Annotated in this window: 10 protein-coding genes; 3 read left to right on the forward strand and 7 right to left on the reverse strand. The window is 71.7% G+C overall.

What is annotated here, in order from left to right; translation table 11 throughout:
• Nucleotides 1-200: 200 nt before the first annotated feature.
• A complete protein-coding gene (locus P3T29_RS14100; protein WP_280716750.1) occupies nucleotides 201-2,927 on the forward strand; it encodes an FtsK/SpoIIIE domain-containing protein in 2,727 nt (908 codons plus the stop codon).
• Between the two features lie 130 nt (nucleotides 2,928-3,057).
• Here the strand turns inward: P3T29_RS14100 and P3T29_RS14105 are convergent, their stop codons facing one another.
• From P3T29_RS14105 to P3T29_RS14125, 5 genes are all read right to left on the reverse strand, one after another.
• Nucleotides 3,058-8,004, reverse strand: a complete 4,947-nt coding sequence (locus tag P3T29_RS14105; RefSeq protein WP_280716751.1) for an NAD-glutamate dehydrogenase — start codon at nucleotides 8,002-8,004, stop codon at nucleotides 3,058-3,060.
• Between the two features lie 312 nt (nucleotides 8,005-8,316).
• Nucleotides 8,317-9,942, reverse strand: coding sequence for an L-glutamate gamma-semialdehyde dehydrogenase (pruA, locus tag P3T29_RS14110; protein WP_280716775.1), 1,626 nt, complete (start codon nucleotides 9,940-9,942; stop codon nucleotides 8,317-8,319).
• 117 nt (nucleotides 9,943-10,059) lie between these two features.
• A complete protein-coding gene (locus tag P3T29_RS14115; RefSeq protein ID WP_280716752.1) occupies nucleotides 10,060-10,719 on the reverse strand; it encodes an HAD family hydrolase in 660 nt (219 codons plus the stop codon).
• Between the two features lie 29 nt (nucleotides 10,720-10,748).
• Complete coding sequence (locus P3T29_RS14120) at nucleotides 10,749-11,258, reverse strand: hypothetical protein (protein WP_280716753.1); 510 nt, start codon at nucleotides 11,256-11,258, stop codon at nucleotides 10,749-10,751.
• A 59-nt stretch (nucleotides 11,259-11,317) separates the two neighbouring features.
• A complete protein-coding gene (locus P3T29_RS14125; protein ID WP_280716754.1) occupies nucleotides 11,318-12,367 on the reverse strand; it encodes a patatin-like phospholipase family protein in 1,050 nt (349 codons plus the stop codon).
• Between the two features lie 320 nt (nucleotides 12,368-12,687).
• Here P3T29_RS14125 and P3T29_RS14130 point away from each other — a divergent pair, with 320 nt between their 5' ends.
• Nucleotides 12,688-13,221: an Rv3235 family protein gene (locus P3T29_RS14130; protein WP_280716755.1), complete on the forward strand. Its 534-nt coding sequence runs from the start codon at nucleotides 12,688-12,690 to the stop codon at nucleotides 13,219-13,221.
• 154 nt (nucleotides 13,222-13,375) lie between these two features.
• Here the strand turns inward: P3T29_RS14130 and secA are convergent, their stop codons facing one another.
• Nucleotides 13,376-16,132 (reverse strand): preprotein translocase subunit SecA, encoded by a 2,757-nt coding sequence (secA, locus tag P3T29_RS14135; protein ID WP_280716756.1) that lies wholly within the window; start codon nucleotides 16,130-16,132, stop codon nucleotides 13,376-13,378.
• A 238-nt stretch (nucleotides 16,133-16,370) separates the two neighbouring features.
• Here secA and P3T29_RS14140 point away from each other — a divergent pair, with 238 nt between their 5' ends.
• Nucleotides 16,371-17,534, forward strand: coding sequence for a crosslink repair DNA glycosylase YcaQ family protein (locus tag P3T29_RS14140; RefSeq protein ID WP_280716757.1), 1,164 nt, complete (start codon nucleotides 16,371-16,373; stop codon nucleotides 17,532-17,534).
• A 10-nt stretch (nucleotides 17,535-17,544) separates the two neighbouring features.
• Here the strand turns inward: P3T29_RS14140 and P3T29_RS14145 are convergent, their stop codons facing one another.
• A complete protein-coding gene (locus P3T29_RS14145) occupies nucleotides 17,545-18,246 on the reverse strand; it encodes a response regulator transcription factor (protein ID WP_348532831.1) in 702 nt (233 codons plus the stop codon).
• Nucleotides 18,247-18,470: the final 224 nt, after the last annotated feature.

Genomic DNA, 18,470 nt, shown 5'->3' on the forward strand with positions numbered 1-18,470 from the left:
TACGGCCTCCGCGCCCGCGAAGAGCTCCCCCAGGAGGCCGGGTTGACCTGACTGCCCGTCGGCTCCACCATGGCGATCATCGCAAGATCGTCAAATCCGGTACCGTGCGCGGGCGGTCGGTCCCGGGTGGCAGGATGGCATAACCACACGTGTGGCCCCTTGGGACACAGCGGCACTAGCCAGAAGGGACCACGGGCGAGATGCAGATCCGGCTGACCGTCCTCCGACCGCGCAGCGGCCCGGCAGCCGCCGGATCGTGCACCGACGTACTGGTCACCGCCCCGATAGGGACGACGCTGGGCACCGTCGCGGGGGCGCTCGCGGGGGCGGTGGGCGTACGCGGCCCGCGCTCGGCGACACACGTGCACCTGTACGCCGGCACCCGGCGGGTGGACGAGCAGGCACTGCTCGGGCACCCCCCGCTGCTGGACGGCGCGATTCTCTCCCTCAACGAGCCGGACCCGGACGCCGACGAGGCCGTCCACCCCGCCACCGCCGAGCTCCGCGTCATCGGCGGACCGGACGCGGGCGGCGTGCACCGGCTGCACGGCGAGCAGATCCGGGTCGGCCGCTCCAGCGAGGCCGACGTCCCGCTCGACGACCCGGACGTCTCCCGGCTGCACCTCTCGCTGCACCTGGGCCCCGACGGCCGGGTGACCGTCCGCGACCTCGGCTCCACCAACGGCACCACGCTCGACGGCCGGTTCCTCCGGGCCGACACCGCCGAGCTGCCCGAGGGCGGACTGCTGCGGGTCGGCGAGTCCACCCTGCTGCTCGCGCCGCCCGACCCGGCGGAGCCCCGGCAGGCCACGCCGGACGGCCTGGGCCACCTCCAGCTCTCCCCCGCACCACCCGCCAGGTCGGCCCCCACCACCCCGGCCCCCGAACCCACGCCGGACCCGCCCGCCCCCGGCCGGGCCCGGGCCCTGCTCTCCCGCCGCCTCGGCCGCTCCGGCCCCGCCGAGCAGCCCCCCGCCGGCGCGGCCCAGCAGCACGCGGCAGCCCGTACCCGGCAGGCCGCCGGCCGGCGCGAGCGCTGGCCCGACCCGGCCTCCCTGCTGCTCACCGCGCTCGCCCCCGGCCCCCGGCTCTGGGAGCGCGGTCCCGGCCACCCGGACGCGCTGACGGTCCGGCTCGGCACCGCCGACCTCCCCGGTGGCGCCGGTACGGCCCCCGGCACGGTGCTGCCCGGCGTCCCCGTGACGGTCGACCTGAAGACGGCCGGCAGCCTCGGCCTGGCGGGCCCGCGCGAGCGTCTGGCGGGCCTGGCCCGCGCCGTGCTGGCCCAGCTCGCCGCCCTGCACCCGCCGAGCAGCCTGAGCACCGTGCTGGTCAGCCCGGACGAGACCCGGGCCGCCGACTGGACCTGGGCCCTCTGGCTGCCGCACCTGCGGCCCGCCCACGGGCAGGACTGCCGGCTGCTGGTCGGCTTCGACCCCGTCCAGGCCGAGGCCCGGCTCGACGAACTGACCGCACCCGACCCGGCCACCCGGCCGCCCGCGACGGTGGTCCTGCTGGACGGCGACCCGGACACCCCGGCCGCCCGCCGCGCCCTGGAGCGGCTGCTCAGGCAGGGCCCCGCGCTCGGCGTCTTCCCGATCTGCCTCGCCGAACACCCCGACGAGCTGCCGGACGGCCTCGGCGCGACCGGGCTGATCACCGGCGAGGTCTCCACCCAGCTCACAGTCACCCGCCCGGCCATGTCCGGGCACGAGGTGCTGCCGGACATAGCCCTGGACGCCGTCTCCGCCGCCTGGGCCGAGCGGCTGGCCCGGGTCCTCGCCCCGCTCCGCGAGGCCACCCCCAACACCCGGGGCCCGCTGCCCGGCACGCTGCGCCTGCTAGACCTGCTGCACCTGGACACCGTCACCCCCGCCAAGCTCTCGGCCCGCTGGGCGGCCCTGCCCGTCACCCCCGGCACGGCCGCCGCCCTGCTCGGCACCACCCGCGACGACCTCTGCACCATCGACCTCGCCGACCCCGACCTGACGGCACCGGGCGAGCCCGGAGGCCCGCACCTGCTGGTCGGCGGCGCCAAGGGCTCGGGGAAGACCGAGCTGCTCCGTACCCTGATCGCCTCGCTCGCCGTCTCGGAACGCCCCGAACGGCTCACCGTCACCGTCGTCGAGGGCCGGGGCTCCACCGGCACCGACGATCCGGCGGGCCTGCGCGGCTGCACCGACCTGCCGCACGTCACCACCCACGTGGACGCGGCAGCCGACCCCCGGCACGCGATGCTCGCCGCCGAAGCCCTGCTGGACGAGCTGACGCACCGTGAGGAACTCCTCGGGGAACTCGACTTCGCCTCCTGGCACTCCGTACGTGCACACACACCCGCACTGGTGGCCGCAGGCCGGGCCGGCTCCCCCGACGCCCCCCGGATCGCGGGCCCGCGCCAGGCCCCGGAAGCCCGCGCCGCGCTGCCCGCCCGGCTGGTCGTGGTGGTGGACGACTACGACGCGCTGCTCTCCCCCACCTCCCCGGCCGGACGCCCGCTGGCCCGTGCGCTGGCCGCCGTCGCCCAGCGCGGCGGACGGCTCGGGATGCACCTGGTGGCCGCCACCGGCGCCCCGGAGGAGACGGCCGGCAGCGAGGTCGACGAGGCCGCGCTGCTGCGGATCGCCCTGCGTACCGGCGACCCGGCCGACTCCGACCTGCTGATCCACCTCCCGGACGCCGCCGCCCTCACCGACGACACCCCGGGCCGTGGCTACCTCCGCCGCCCCGACGGCGGGGTCACGGCCTTCCAGACCGCCCGGGTCAGCGGCCGCATCCCCCGCACCGCCACCCTCCGCCCGACCGTCGTCGCCGTGGACCGCTCCCAACTGGGCGCCCCACCCACCCGCCGCCCGGTCCGCGAACTGGGCAACGGCCCCACCGACCTAGCCCTCCTCGCCAGCGCGCTCCAGCGTGCCGCTGCGCAGTAACCACAACCAGGGGCGCGAGGAACTGCGCTGATCGGGGTACCAAAAGGGGCGCGGGGAGCTGCGCTGCCAACCATGCACTCCCGTACACAGTTGCGCAGAACAGCTCCCCGCGCCCCGAGCAAGTTGGCCGCTACTGCATCGACCCCGTCCGCACGAGAGTGCGGATGGTCCGCATGGCCACCGACAGGCTGGACAGCTCGTAGTTGTCCGAACCCCTTATGTCGTCGAGGGTGGTCCTGGCCCGGCTGAGCAGGTTCCTGTTGGTGTCCGCCCAGACCTCGTACCGCTCCTCGGGCGAGGCGCCCTCGGGGCCGCAGGCGAGGATGTCGGCGGTCAGCGCCGCGTGGGCCGCGAAGAGTTCCTCGCGGATGGACGCGCGGGCCATCGAGGACCAGCGATCGGTACGCGGGAGCTCGATGATCCGGTCCAGCAGGTGGGTGATCTGCAGGCGGTCGGCGAGGTCGTAGTACAGCTCCGCGACCTCGGTGACCTCGGCACCCGAGCGGTCCGCGACACCGACGATGTCGAGGGCCGGGAAGGCGGAGGACAGACCCGCGATCCGGACCGCGAGCGCGTCCGGCACACCGGCCGTGGTGAGGTCCTGGTAGACCGCCTCGAACCAGACCAGGTCCTCGCCGCGCAGCGGCTTGGGCAGGCTGCCCCAGACCTGGTTGACCCGGTCGTGGAAGAACGCGATGGTGCCCGCGATGTCGAGCGGCTGACGCCGGTTGTTGAGCAGCCAGCGGGTGGCCCGCTCGACCAGTCGGCGGGAGTGCAGCCGCATCCGGGTCTGCGCCCGGGCCGACACCTGGTTGTCCAGGCCCTCGACCTCGTCCCAGATCTCCGCCAGGCCAAAGACCGCGCGCGCCGCCGTGTGGGTGCGGGCGATCTCCTCGTGCGTCGCGCCGGTCTCCTCGCGGAGGCGGAAGGCGAAGGTGCAGCCGCCCTGGTTGATCGTGTCGTTGACGATCAGGGTGGTGATGATCTCCCGGTGCAGCGGGTGCCGGTCGATCGCCTCGGCGAACCTGCCCTGCAGGGCGGTCGGGAAGTACTCGTGCAGCGTGGAGCGGAAGTACGGGTCGTCCGGCAGGTCGGTGCCGAGCAGCTCGTCGGCGAGCGTGATCTTCGTGTACGCGAGCAGCACGGACAGCTCGGGCTGGGAGAGCCCGCGTCCGGCCTGCTGGCGGTCCCGGATCTGCTTCTCGGTGGGCAGGAACTCCAGCGCGCGGTCGAGCTGGCCGTCCGCCTCCAGGCGGTTGATCATGCGCGAGTGCACGTTGACCATCGAGCCGGCCTGGGCGACGGCGTTGGCGAGCACCACGTTCTGCGCGTAGTTGTTGCGCAGGACGAGCGCGCCGACCTCGTCGGTCATCTCGGCGAGCAGGGTGTTGCGCTGCTTGACCGTCATGTCGCCGTCGGCGACCACCTGGTTGAGCAGGATCTTGATGTTCACCTCGTGGTCCGAGGTGTCCACGCCGGCCGAGTTGTCGATGGCGTCGGTGTTGATCCAGCCGCCGGTGCCCTCGGGGCCGCCGGCCGCCGCGTACTCGATCCGGCCGAGCTGGGTGCAGCCGAGGTTGCCGCCCTCGCCGATCACCCGGGCGCGGACCTGGCCGCCGCTGACCCGGATCGCGTCGTTGGCCTTGTCGCCGACCTCGGCGTTGGTCTCCCGCGAGGCCTTGATGTAGGTGCCGATGCCGCCGTTCCAGAACAGGTCGACGGGCGCCTGCAGGATCGCCTTCATCAGCTCGGCCGGGGTGAGCCGGGTCTCGCTGATGCCGAGCGCGCCGCGGACCTGTGCGGTCAGCTGGATCGACTTGGCGCTGCGCGGGAAGATCCCGCCGCCGGACGAGATCAGCTTCCGGTCGTAGTCGTCCCAGGAGCTGCGCGGCAGGTCGAAGAGCCGGCGGCGCTCCGCGTACGAGGCGGCGGCGTCCGGGTTCGGGTCCAGGAAGATGTGCCGGTGGTCGAAGGCGGCGACCAGGCGGATGTGCTCGCTGAGCAGCATCCCGTTGCCGAACACGTCACCGGACATGTCGCCGATGCCGACGACCGTGAAGTCCTCGCTCTGGGTGTCGACGCCCAGCTCGCGGAAGTTCCGCTTGACCGACTCCCAGGCGCCCCGGGCGGTGATGCCCATGCCCTTGTGGTCGTACCCGGCGGAGCCGCCCGAGGCGAACGCGTCGCCCAGCCAGAAGCCGTACGACTCGGCGACACCGTTGGCGATGTCGGAGAAGGTCGCGGTGCCCTTGTCGGCGGCGACCACCAGGTAGGTGTCGTCCTCGTCGTGGCGGACCACGTCGACGGGGTGGACGACCTCGCCGGCCTTCAGGTTGTCGGTGATGTCGAGCAGCGCCGAGATGAAGGTCTTGTACGAGGAGATGCCCTCGGCCAGCCAGGCATCGCGGTCCACACTCGGGTCCGGCAGCTGCTTGGCGACGAAGCCGCCCTTGGCGCCGACCGGGACGATGACGGTGTTCTTGACCATCTGGGCCTTGACCAGGCCGAGGATCTCGGTACGGAAGTCCTCGCGCCGGTCGGACCAGCGCAGACCGCCGCGCGCGACCTTGCCGAAGCGCAGGTGCACGCCCTCGACCTGCGGCGAGTACACCCAGATCTCGAAGGCCGGGCGGGGTGCGGGCAGGTCCGGGATGGCCTTCGGGTCGAACTTCATCGACACGTAGTCGTGCCACCGGCCGTCGGCCGCGTGCTGGAAGAAGTTGGTCCGCAGGGTGGCCGTGATCAGGTGCAGGAAGGAGCGCAGGATGCGGTCCTCGTCCAGCGAGGCGACCTCGTCGAGCGCGCCGGCCAGCTCCTCCAGGATGCCCTCGGTCAGCTCCTGGGCGCCCGACTGGTGGCCGGGGCTCAGGCGGGCCTCGAAGAGGTTGACCAGCAGCCGGGTGGTGTGGGCGTTGTTGCGGAGCGCGTCCTCCATGTAGTCCTGGGAGAAGGTGCTCCCGGCCTGGCGGAGGTACTTGGCGAGGGCGCGCAGCACCACGGCCTGACGCCAGTTCAGCCCGGCGGTCAGGACCAGCTCGTTGAAGCCGTCGTTCTCGGCCTTGCCCGTCCAGGTCGCCGCGAAGGTGTCCTGGAAGCGGTCGCGGGCCTCGTCGGTGAGGCCGGTGGCCTCGCGCAGCTTGAGCCCGAAGTCGTAGACCCACGCGGTGGTCTCGTCGGAGCGGCGCAGCGCGTACGGGTGCTCGTCGAGCACCTCCACGCCCAGGCGCTGCAGGACGGGCAGGACCTCGGTGAGCGAGATCGGGCCGCCGACCCGGTAGATCTTGAAGCGGCGCTCGTCGTCGCCCGCGCCGACCGGCTGGTACAGGTTGAGGCGGAAGTCGCCCTCGCCGCTCAGCGACTCGATCTGCTTGAGGTCGGCGACGGCCGCGCGGGCGGTGAAGTCGGCGCGGTAGCCGTCGGGGAAGGCGTTGGCGTACTTGTGGGAGAACTCGGCGGCCTTCTCCTCGCCCAGCTCGACGTGCAGCTGGTCGTTGAAGCCGTCCATCCAGAACCGGGCGGCCTCGGCGAGCTTCGCCTCGATCCGCTCGATCTCGGGCTCGGTGAGCTGCGGCAGCTCGCTGCCCTTGGCGACCCGGATCACGAAGTGCAGACGGGTCAGCACCGACTCGGTGGAGTAGATCGTGTAGTCGATCGCGGTGCCGTTGAGCTCCTGCTTCAGGATCGCCGTCAGGCGCTCCCGGATGCGGGTGGTGTAGCGGTCGCGCGGCAGGTAGATCAGCGCGGAGAAGTAGCGCCCGTACTCGTCCTGGCGCAGGAACAGCCGCAGCCGGCGGCGCTCCTGGAGGTAGAGCACGTTGGTGGCGATGGTGAGCAGCTCGTCCGCCGGGGTCTGGAAGATCTCGTCCCGGGGGAAGGTCTCCAGGATCTGCAGCAGGTCGCGGCCGTCGTGGCTGTCGCTGGAGAAGCCCGAGGTGGTCAGCACCTCCTGGACCTTGCGGCGGACCACCGGGATGCGGGTCACCGACTCGGTGTACGCGGCGGAGGAGAACAGACCGAGGAAGCGGCGCTCGCCGACCACGTTGCCGGCCGCGTCGAACTTCTTGACGCCGACGTAGTCCAGGTAGGCCGGGCGGTGCACGGTCGCCCGGCTGTTGGCCTTGGTGAGGACGAGCAGCTTCTTCTCGTGCGCCTTGGCCCGGACGGGCGCGCTCATCCGGCCGAAGGCCTCACTGACCGGGTGGTGGTCGGTGTCGTGGCTGAGCGGGTCGGAGCGCAGCACGCCGAGGCCGGTGCCGGGGACGGCGCGCAGCACCTCCTCGCCCTCGTGCTCGGCGAGCTCGTACTCGCGGTAGCCGAGGAAGGTGAAGTGGTCGTCGGCCAGCCAGCGCATCAGCTCCCAGGCCTCGCCGACCTCCTGCTCGTGCAGGTGGGCCGGGGGCTCCTCGGCGAGCTCGTCGGCGAGGCGCAGCGCGCCGTCGCGCATCTTGGTCCAGTCCTCGACGACCTCGCGGACGTCACCCAGGACGCGGCGCAGGCCGGTCTCGATGGCGGTCAGGTCCTCGCGGTCGGTCTCGCGGTCGATCTCGATGTGCATCCAGGACTCGACGATCGCGTCGGCCGGCCAGTCCGCGGTGGCGGTCTTGTTGCGCGAGCAGGCGTCGATGTCCAGGATCTCCAGCAGCTTGCCGGTGATGTCACGGCGGACGGCCAGCTGGGGGTGGATCACGACGTGGATGCCACGGTCCTGGCGGGTCAGCTCGTTGGTGACCGAGTCGACCAGGAAGGGCATGTCGTCGGTGACCACCTCGACCACGGTGTGGCCGCAGGACCACCCGTTCTCCTCGACGGTCGGGGTGTACACCCGGACCTCGGCGGTGCCCTGCGGGCGCTTGAGCCCGAGGCGGTAGTGGGAGGCGGCCGCGCCGTAGACGTCGACCGGGTCGCGGTCGACCAGGTCCTCGGGCGCGGTGTGGAGGTAGTAGTGGTGCAGGTACGCGGTCAGAGCACCATTGCTCAGACCTTCCCCTGGCGCCGCTCCCCCCACCTGGCTGTTCTCAGCGGCTGCTGCTGCCTTCTTGAGCAGTTCGGCCTTGGCTGCGTCCAGCTTGGTCTGCATGGCTTGTTGGCTCCTGTCGCGCGCCGTTGCGTGACTCGGTGGTGGTGGGTGATCACCGCCGGGTCTGCCGCAATCTTCCCTCACATTCTGGGTGAAAAGCGCCCATGCCACGCATGGATCACCTCTCGACCGGGTACATGAGAGCTTTTGGCCTGCGGAGCCAACCCGACGACGCCAGTCAGCCTAACGGGCTGAAACGAAGGTGTCAGGGGACAGGGAGGCACAAACCCGCAGGAAGATCGATCCCTCCTGGACACCTTGTCCAAACTGGTGATCGAAGCATGTCAGTCCCTGTCAGGTCGGAACACCTGCTCATCCCATGTGCGGGTAACGGTGGTCCGTCGGCGGCACGAACGTCTCCTTGATCGACCGGGCCGAGGTCCAGCGCAGCAGGTTCTGCGCCGCGCCCGCCTTGTCGTTGGTCCCCGACCCGCGCCCGCCCCCGAACGGCTGCTGCCCGACCACCGCGCCGGTCGGCCGGTCGTTGACGTAGAAGTTGCCCGCCGCGAACCGCAGCCGCTCCACCGCCTGCGCGATGGCGTACCTGTCCTGAGCCAGCACAGCCCCCGTCAGCCCGTACGGCGAGGTGGAGTCGACCCGGGCGAGCACGTCGTCCCAGCGGGAGTCCTCGTAGACGTGGATCGCGAGGATCGGCCCGAAGTACTCGGTGCTGAAGATCTCGTTGCGGTGGTCCCCCGAGACCAGCACCGTCGGCCGGACGAAGTACCCGATGGCGTCGTCGTACTGGCCGCCCGCCACCAGCTCGACCGTCGGATCCTGGACGGCCCGGTCGATCGCCGCCCGGTTCTTGTCGTAGGCGCGGCGGTCGATCAGCGCCCCCATGAAGTTGCTGAGGTCGGTGACGTCGCCGACGGTCAGCGCGTCCACCTCCGCCAGGAAGTCGTCCTTGATCTGCTGCCAGAGGCTGCGCGGCAGGTACGCCCGGGAGAGCGCCGAGCACTTCTGCCCCTGGTACTCGAACGCACCCCGGATCAGCGCGGTCTTCAGGGTCAGCGGGTCCGCCGAGCGGTGCGCGACCAGGAAGTCCTTGCCGCCGGTCTCCCCGACGATGCGCGGGTACGCCCGGTACGAGGCGAGGTTGGCGCCGATGGTCTGCCAGAGCGACTGGAAGGTCGCGGTGGAGCCGGTGAAGTGCAGGCCCGCCAGCGCCGGGTCGGCCAGCGCGACCTGGGAGAGCTGCTTGCCGTCCCCGGTCACCATGTTGATCACCCCGGGCGGCAGCCCGGCAGCCTCCAGCACCCGCATCAGGTGGAACGCGGAGAGCGTCTGGGTCGGCGAGGGCTTCCAGACCACCGTGTTGCCCATCAGGGCCGGCGCGGTCGGCAGGTTCCCGGCGATGGCGGTGAAGTTGAACGGCGTGACGGCGTAGACGAAGCCCTCCAGCGGCCGGTGGTCGGTACGGTTCCACACCCCGGGCGAGGACTGCGGCTGGTCGGCGAGGATCTGCCGGGCGAAGTGCACGTTGAAACGCCAGAAGTCCACCAGCTCGCAGGGCGAGTCGATCTCCGCCTGCTGGACGGTCTTGGACTGGCCGAGCATGGTGGCCGCCGCGACCGTCTCCCGCCAGGGCCCGGCCAGCAGGTCCGCCGCCCGCAGGAAGACGGCCGCGCGGTCGTCGAACGAGAGCGCACGCCACTCGGGACCGGCCGCCAGCGCCGCGTCCACGGCCAGCCGGGCGTCCTCCCTGGTCGCGTTCCCGAGCACGCCCAGCCGGGCCGCGTGGTGGTGCGGCTGGACGACGTCGATCCGCTCGCCGGCGCCGAACCGCTGCTCGCCCGCGATCGTCATCGGCAGCGGGATCGGCTCGGCGGCCAGCTCGTCCAGCTTCTGCTCCAGCCGGGCCCGTTCGGGGCTGCCGGGGGCGTAGCCGTGCACGGGCTCGTTGCGCGGGATCGGCACCTGGGTCACTGCGTCGATGGGCATGGCGGCTCCGCTCGGTCGAAAAACTGACGTCAGTCCCAGACTGACTACCTTTCAGCCGATTCGTCCCGGGTGACACGCCACCCGGGGCTGTGGCTCACGCCACGATCCGCCTTACGCCACGATGCGCTCCGCGAGCTCCACCGCCTCGGCGAGGCTGTCGACCACCGGCACGCCGAGCGGCTCCAGCTTCGCCCGGGTGTGCGAACCGCCGGTGTACAGCACCGCGTACGCGCCCGCGTTCAGCGCCGCCTCGGCGTCGTCGGCGGCGTCACCGATCAGCACCGTACGGCTCGGGTCCACCGCCGGGCCCAGCGCGGCGAGGTGGCGCAGCAGGTACCCGCTCTTGCCCGTGCCGTCGGAGATCCCGCTCCGGCCGTCCACCCGGACGAAGTGCTCCTCGATCCCGCGCGCCCGCACCTGCGGCACCAGCCGGACGTGCTCGTGCATCGACAGCAGCGACTGGCTCCGCCCGGACGCCCGCCACCCGGCCAGCAGCTCCGCCGCCCCGGGCGTCAGCGCGCAGGCCTCGCTCAGCTCGGCGTACCGCTCCTGGAACGCCGCGTCCAGCACCACCCACTCCTGCGCGCTCGGCTCCCGGCCGAGCAGCAGGGCGTAGAACCGGGGGATCGGGAAGCAGTACAGCTCCCGGTACCGCTCCACGGTGATCGGCGGCACCCCGAGCGTGGCGAAGGCGGCGTTGCTCGCCGCCACCACCGCGTCCATGTCGTGCAGCAGCGTGCCGTTCCAGTCCCAGACGATGTGAGTACGCACCCAGGAAGGGTAGTCGGGTGGGCGGACAATCAGGCCAGCAGGCCGGGGATCTCCTGGGTCGCGAACCAGAGCAGCTCGTGGTCCTCCGCGCCGTCCACGGTGAACTGGGCGTCGTCGTCGCCCTTGTCGGCGGCGGTGATCGCCTCGGCAGCGGCCGTGACGTCCGTGACCACGTCGGCGTCGGCGGTGTCCGCGTGCACGGCGGCGGCCTTGGCCAGCGGGAGCGGGCCCTTGAGCAGGATCCGGCCCAGCGAGGCCTGGTCCTGGTACTCGTCACCGGCGAACGGCGTCACCGCCGAGTCGGCGACGTCGACCGCGACCACCACGCGCCGGCGGGGAGCCGCCGGGTCGGCGGCCAGCAGGCGCAGCGAGGACTGGGCGGCCCGGTTGAGCGCCGCGTACTCCAGCTCCTCCAGGTCGTCGCTGACGTACCACTCGCGCAGCGCGGGGGTCACCGCGTACGCGGCGGACTCGTCCAGGGCGCCGCCCGGGTACGCCGCCGCCAGGCCGTTCAACGTGGTGGGCACGTACACGCGCATCGGGGGTGCTCCGGTTCTGGGCGAGGTGGTGGTGGGCCCCCAGAATACGGCGCGCGTGATCAGCCCACCGCCTTTACGCCGGTCAGCGCGGCCCGGCTGGTGCGCAGCGCCGTCTCCAGGACCTCGGTGCGGCGCGCCGGGTCCATCATGTTCGGGCCCATCACCGCCAGGTCCTCCAGCGTCGGGGCGAGCAGCTGCACCCGCGTGCCGGACTCCCGCAGCAGCCGGGCCTCGCGCAGCAACTGCCGGGTCACCGACCGCCGGTAGCGGCTGACCAGCTGGGCGAGCACGCCCTTGGGCCGGTCCCGCGCCCGCCACTCGCGCAGCCCGGAGCCCGGGCCGGTGGGCCGCAGCGCCATGGGGGCGAGGACGTAGATCTCGTCCAGGTCCCGGGCGGCCATCAGGTCCGCGTTGGTGGCGGACCAGCAGCCGCCGTCCACGTACCGGCTGCCGTTCACCTCGACCGGGGCGAACCAGCCGGGGATCGCGCAGGAGGCCATCACGGCGTCCGCCGGGCTGGCGGCCGGTGCGTCCGGATCGCCGAAGGTGACCCGGTGGCCCGTCCGGTAGTCCACCGCCGCGACCCGCAGCCCGGACCCGGCGGGCCAGCCGTCCGCGCCGACCAGGCCGCGCACCAGCTCACCGACGGGGGCGACCGAGCCCCGGCCGGTCGGGACGGCGGCGGAGACCATGGTCAGGAAGGGGTACTCGCGCGGGTGCCGGACGGCGTCCCGCAGCAGGCCGGGCGAGCCGATCCCGGGGCGCGGGCGGGGCGGCAGCGCGCCGCCGACCGCGCTGTCGTAGTCGAAGTCCACCCCGGCCAGCGGGCCCGCCTCGATCGGCAGGCCGAGCTGGTGGTCCCGCAGCTGCTCGGCCCGCACCCCGGCGGCCAGCATGGTGGCCAGAATCGCCCCGGCGGAGGTCCCGAGGATCACCTCGGCGTCCGCCGGACGCCAGTCGGTGACCTCCTCGACCGCGCACAGCGCACCGATCGTCCAGGCGGCCCCGAGCATCCCGCCCCCGCCGAGCACCAGCCCGCGCCGGACGCCCGGCTCTGCCGCCTGGCCTGCACCACCGGCCGACGCCCGAGTCGAAGCCCGACTCACCATGCCACCGCCGCCTCTCCGGATCGTGTCTCCCGATCCTCCTTCCTACCCGACGGTAGGACGGTCGCCGCCACCGGCCCGACACCCGAAGTTCTCCCGGCGTACGTACCCCTTCGTGCGCCACCTACCGCCCGCGCACGTCAACCGGATGCGCCGTCCGCCGGGCCCGCACCCCGCCGACCACAACGACGGTCACCCGGATAGGTGACACGGAACGGCGTTCCCGACACCGTTCCGGCGGTCGTTGCCGCCCCACCACGGCCCGGGTACCAAGGACCTCAACACCCCGCGCCACCCCCACGCCACCGCCGGAGGTCCCGCCCATGGTCGAGCCCGCAGCCGTACGGCACCTCGCGACCGCGCACGCCCCGCGCGTACGCCCCCTCGTCCAGCAGACCGGCCACCCGCACGCCCGGCGCCCGGCCCACGCCCCGCACCACCACCGTCCCGTCGCCGTGGCGCACCCCGCCGCCGTGGCGACCGAGCCGCGCCGCCCGAGGCACCCGCGCGCCGCCTGCGCGCCCACGCACGGCGGCCACGGCGAGCTGGCGGCCCGCTTCGCCCAACGCCTGGTCGAGGTGCTCACCGGGCTGCGCCCCGCCGGGCAGCTGCAGCGCCACACCACCGTCCCCGCCTACCAGCAGCTCACCGCCCTGGTCCGGGGCGGTCCCCTGCGCCCCCGGGGCCGGGTCACCAGCCACCGCCTCGGCCGGGTCTACGACTCCGCGCCCCTGCCCGGCACCCTGGAGGTCTGCGTCCGGGTCGAGTTCGGCCCACGCCACCACATGGTCGCCTTCCGCCTGGAACAGCACCGCCGCACCGACCAGTGGCAGTGCGCAGCGGTCGAAGCCCGCTGAGTCGGGCCAACCACAGCCGAGACCGGTCAGCTCGGGCCAACCACAAGGGGCGCGGGGAACTGCGCGAAACCGGAAGGCGACAACCTGTGCCCTACCGCTCTCGCGCAGTTCCCCGCGCCCCTCCAGTCGTCTGACGCTGACCGGCCGTCAGGCCTTACGCCTTACGACGCCGCCCCTTGGCCGACTTCGCGGCCTTGCGGCGCTCCGCGCGGGTCAGGCCGTCGCCCTCGTCCTCGAGGTCGTCGTCGAAGTCGCCCTCGATGACCGTCTCGCCGCCGTCCACGGTGGGAGCCGTGTAGTGCAGGCGCTGCGGCTTCGGGGCCTCCAGGCCCTTGGCCTTGATCTCCGGGCGGGCTTCCTTCTCCAGCGAGATCTCACCGGGGACGCCGTCCGAGACCGGGACCTCCTCGACCTGCTGCTCGACCTGGACCTCCAGGTTGAACAGGTAGCCGACGGACTCCTCCTTGATGCCCTCCATCATGGCGCCGAACATGTCGAAGCCCTCGCGCTGGTACTCGACCAGCGGGTCGCGCTGGGCCATCGCCCGCAGGCCGATGCCCTCCTGGAGGTAGTCCATCTCGTAGAGGTGCTCGCGCCAGCGGCGGTCCAGCACCGAGAGGACGACCCGCCGCTCCAGCTCGCGCATGATCTCGGAGCCGAGCTGGTCCTCGCGGGCGCCGTACTGCGCCTGGATGTCCTCCTGGATGACCTTGGTCAGGAACTCCGAGGTGAGCCCGGCCGAACCGCCGGCCTCCTCCTCCAGCGCGTCCAGCTCCAGGGTGACGGGGTAGAGCTGCTTCAGCGCGAGCCAGAGCTTCTCCAGGTCCCAGTCGTCCTCGAAGCCCTCGCCGGTCGCGGCGTTGACGTACGCCTCGACGGTGTCGTCCATGAAGTGGCCGACCTGCTCCTGCAGGTCCTCGCCCTCCAGGACGCGGCGGCGCTCGCCGTAGATGACCTCGCGCTGACGGTTCAGCACCTCGTCGTACTTGAGGACGTTCTTGCGGATCTCGAAGTTCTGCTGCTCGACCTGGGTCTGCGCAGAGGCGATGGCGCGGGTGACCATCTTCGACTCGATCGGCACGTCCTCCGGCACGTTGGCCATCGACAGCACGCGCTCGACCATGCCGGCCTTGAAGAGCCGCATCAGGTCGTCGCCCAGCGAGAGGTAGAACCGGGACTCGCCCGGGTCGCCCTGACGGCCGGAGCGGCCGCGCAGCTGGTTGTCGATGCGGCGCGACTCGTGCCGCTCGGTGCCCAGGACGTACAGACCACCGATCTCCTGGACCTCGATCTGCTCGGCCTTGACGGCCGCCTTGGCCTTCTCCAGCGCCTCCGGGAAGGCCGCCTCGTACTCCTCCGGGGTCTCCACCGGAGTGAGGCCGCGCTGTGCCAGCTCGGCGGAGGCCAGGTGGTCGGGGTTGCCGCCGAGCATGATGTCGGTACCACGGCCGGCCATGTTGGTGGCGACCGTGACGGCGCCCTTGCGGCCCGCCTGGGCGACGATCTGCGCCTCGCGCTCGTGGTGCTTGGCGTTCAGCACCTCGTGCGGGACGCCGCGCTTGCGCAGCTCCTGCGACAGGTACTCGGACTTCTCGACCGAGACGGTGCCGACCAGGACCGGCTGGCCCTTCTCGTGCTTCTCGACGATGTCCTCGACCACGGCGGCGAACTTGGCCGGCTCCGACTTGTAGATCAGGTCGGGCTGGTCGATGCGCAGCGGGTTCTTGTTGGTCGGGATCGGGACGACGCCGAGCTTGTAGATCTGGTGGAACTCGGCCGCCTCGGTGGTGGCCGTACCGGTCATGCCGGAGAGCTTGTCGTACAGACGGAAGAAGTTCTGCAGGGTGATGGTGGCCAGCGTCTGGTTCTCGTTCTGGACCTCCACCCCCTCCTTGGCCTCGATCGCCTGGTGCATGCCCTCGTTGTAACGGCGACCGGCGAGGATACGGCCGGTGTGCTCGTCCACGATCATGACCTCGCCGTTCATGACGACGTAGTCCTTGTCGTTCTTGTAGAGCTCCTTCGCCTTGATGGCGTTGTTCAGGAACCCGACAAGCGGCGTGTTGACCGACTCGTAGAGGTTGTCGATGCCGAGGTAGTCCTCGACCCGCGAGACACCCTCCTCCAGCACGCCGACCGTGCGCTTCTTCTCGTCGACCTCGTAGTCCCGGTCGATCTTGAGGCGCTGCACGAGCTTGGCGAAGTCGGCGTACCACTTGGTCGCCTGGTCCGCCGGGCCGGAGATGATCAGCGGGGTACGGGCCTCGTCGATCAGGATCGAGTCGACCTCGTCGACCACCGCGAAGTTGTGACCGCGCTGGACCAGTTCGTCCTGCGACCACGCCATGTTGTCGCGCAGGTAGTCGAAGCCGAACTCGTTGTTGGTGCCGTACGTGATGTCCATCGCGTACTGCCGCTTGCGCTCGGCGGGCGACATGCTGCCGAGGATCACGCCGACCTCGAGGCCGAGGAAGCGGTGCACCCGGCCCATCCACTCCGAGTCACGCTCGGCGAGGTAGTCGTTGACCGTGATCAGGTGGACACCCTTGCCGGTCAGCGCGTTGAGGTAGGTCGGCAGCGTGCCGACGAGGGTCTTGCCCTCACCGGTACGCATCTCGGCGACATAGCCGAGGTGCAGGGCCGCGCCACCCATGATCTGGACGTCGTAGTGCCGCTGGCCGAGGACGCGCTTCGCCGCCTCACGGACGGTCGCGAACGCCTCGGGCAGGATGTCGTCCAGCGACTCACCGTCGGCGAGGCGCTGCTTGTACTCGTCGGTCAGCGCACGCAGCTCGTCGTCCGTGAGGTTGACGAAGTCCTCTTCGATGGAGTTGACCTGCGTGGCGATCCGCTGCAGCTTGCGAAGGATCTTGCCCTCGCCTGCGCGCAGGATCTTGTCGAAGACGGACACTTGAGCGGGCTCCTTGCCTGGATCGGCTCTGGACGACTGCGAGGCGGGGTTTACCCCACCGTACGGGCCATCGTATGCGAGGAGTCCAACGCGCCGGGAGGTGCGTCAGCACGGTATTCCCGTGTCACCCCTGCGAGTCTCCGCGAGCACATCCGCCGATAGCACGACCCGGTGGGGCAAATCGGGCGCCACAGCGGCCGATCCGGGCCTGTCAGTGCCGGCCTCTACGCTGCCGGGCATGAGCCCGTTCTCCCGCACCGCCGAACTCACCGCCGAAGAAGCCCGCCGGATCGCGCTCCGCGCCCAGGGGCTGCTGGGCGCACCGGACCGGCGCGCGGGGGTGCCCGGGGTGCTCCGACGGCTCGGCGCGGTGCAGCTGGACACCATCTCGGTGCTGGCCCGCTCGCACGAGCTGATCCCGTACGCGCGTCTGGGCGCGGTGGGCCGCCCGGCCGTCGAGAAGGCGTACTGGGGATCGGAGGCGACGTTCGAATACTGGTCCCACGCCGCCTGCATCCTGCCGGTCGAGGAGTGGCCGCTGTTCGCCTTCCGCCGCCGCGCGTACCGCAGCCGGGGCAATCTCTGGGACCACCAGGTCACCCCCGGGACGTACCGGCACGTGCTCGACAAGCTGCGCACCGAGGGCCCGCTGACCTCCACCGAACTGGGCGGCAGCAAGAAGACCAGCGAGTGGTGGGACTGGTCCGACACCAAGATCGCGGTCGAGCGCGCGCTCGCCTTCGGCGATGTGGTCTGCACCGAACGCCGCAGCTGGAAGCGGGTGTACGAGCTGGCCGAGCAAGCCGTTCCGGCGGAGCTCTACGGACAGGAGCTCGGCGACGAGGAGTGCCTGCGCCGCCTGGTCGCGCAGGCGGGAGCCGCCCTCGGGGTCGCGACCAGGGCCGACCTGATGGACTACCACCGACTGAAGGCCGACCAGGTCGACTCGGTACTGGCCGACTCCGGGCTGCTGCCCGTCGAGGTGGCGGGCTGGCCCGCACCCGCCTGGGCCGATCCGACGGCACTGGCCACCGAGCCGCGCGGGCGGCACCGGACGACGCTGCTCTCGCCCTTCGACTCACTGATCTGGGACCGCGCGCGCACCGAGCGGATCTTCGGCATGGCACACCGCCTGGAGGCGTACACCCCCAAGCACAAGCGGGTGCACGGCTACTTCGCGATGCCGCTGCTGGCCGGCGGCAGGCTGGTCGGCCGGGTCGACCCGGCGCGCGAGGGCAGCACCCTGGTGGCCCGTCAGATCTCCCTGGACGCACCGAAGTACGTCGAGGAGCTGGCCCGCGCACTGCGCGAGGCCGCCGAGTGGGTGGGCTGCACGGCGGTCCGGGTCGAGGCGCTCGCCGACGAGCGGCTGCGGCCCGTGCTGGAGCGGCTGCTCGCCTGAAGCGGGGCGCTCACCCTATTTCGAGGATCTTCTCGCGCATCGCGTAGACCACGGCCTCCATCCGGGAGTGCAGTTGCAGCTTCTCCAGGATGTTGCGGACGTGGTTCTTCACGGTGTTCTCGCTGATGAAGAGCTCCTTGGCGATCTCCCGGTTGTTCATCCCGGTGGCCACCAGTTTGAGCACCTCCAGCTCGCGGTCGGTGAGCCGAGGCGCGGGCACCAAGTCCCGGTCGTCGGAACGCCGTTGGATCATCGACTTGAACTCGGTGAGCAGCTTGGAGGCCATCGAGGGACTGATCTGCGACTGGCCGTCGGCGACCGCGCGGATGGCGGTCGCGACCTCGTCGGTGGAGATCTCCTTCAGCAGGTAGCCCGTCGCGCCGGCCTTGATCGCCTCGTAGAGGTCGGCTTCCTCATCGCTGATGGTCAGCATGATGATCTTGGCACTGGGCACCACGTCCTTGATCGCGGTGCAGGCCTCGATCCCGCTGCGGCGAGGCATCCGGACGTCCATCAGGATGATGTCGGGCAGCAGGTCGGCGGCCTTCAGTACGGCCTCCGCGCCGTCGCCCGCCTCCCCGATGACGCGGATGTCCTCCTCCTCGGCCAGCACGATCTCCAGGCCCCGGCGGAACAGCGCGTGGTCGTCCACCACCAGCACCCGGATCGGCTCTGCGCGACGCGGCGGATACTCCGGCTGGTCGTAGTCCACGGTCTCCCCACCCTGGCCCTGGCCCGGGTTCGCTCCCGGACCGATCCTCGTGCCCTGACTCGGATCCCCCATCCGCTCCTCCCCCGTAGCCGGTCACTGTCGGCCCATCATTCCATGGCCGACCCGGCTGCGATCACCCTCCGCCGTCGGACCGCCCAGCTGGGTGACCCCGGCGGCCGAAGCCGCCGGGGTCACCCGGCTCGGTCGAACTCTTCGGTTGTGCC

This window comes from Kitasatospora sp. MAP5-34, from assembly GCF_029894335.1.
GTDB lineage: Bacteria > Actinomycetota > Actinomycetes > Streptomycetales > Streptomycetaceae > Kitasatospora.

What these genes read in the sequence shown, in the direction of transcription:
- P3T29_RS14125 (WP_280716754.1), bottom strand. Translation starts at nt 12,367, where the DNA reads ATGGTGAGTCGGGCTTCGACTCGGGCGTCGGCCGGTGGTGCAGGCCAG.
- P3T29_RS14105 (WP_280716751.1), bottom strand. Translation starts at nt 8,004, where the DNA reads ATGCAGACCAAGCTGGACGCAGCCAAGGCCGAACTGCTCAAGAAGGCA.
- P3T29_RS14100 (WP_280716750.1), top strand. Translation starts at nt 201, where the DNA reads ATGCAGATCCGGCTGACCGTCCTCCGACCGCGCAGCGGCCCGGCAGCC.
- P3T29_RS14140 (WP_280716757.1), top strand. Translation starts at nt 16,371, where the DNA reads ATGAGCCCGTTCTCCCGCACCGCCGAACTCACCGCCGAAGAAGCCCGC.
- P3T29_RS14130 (WP_280716755.1), top strand. Translation starts at nt 12,688, where the DNA reads ATGGTCGAGCCCGCAGCCGTACGGCACCTCGCGACCGCGCACGCCCCG.
- P3T29_RS14120 (WP_280716753.1), bottom strand. Translation starts at nt 11,258, where the DNA reads ATGCGCGTGTACGTGCCCACCACGTTGAACGGCCTGGCGGCGGCGTAC.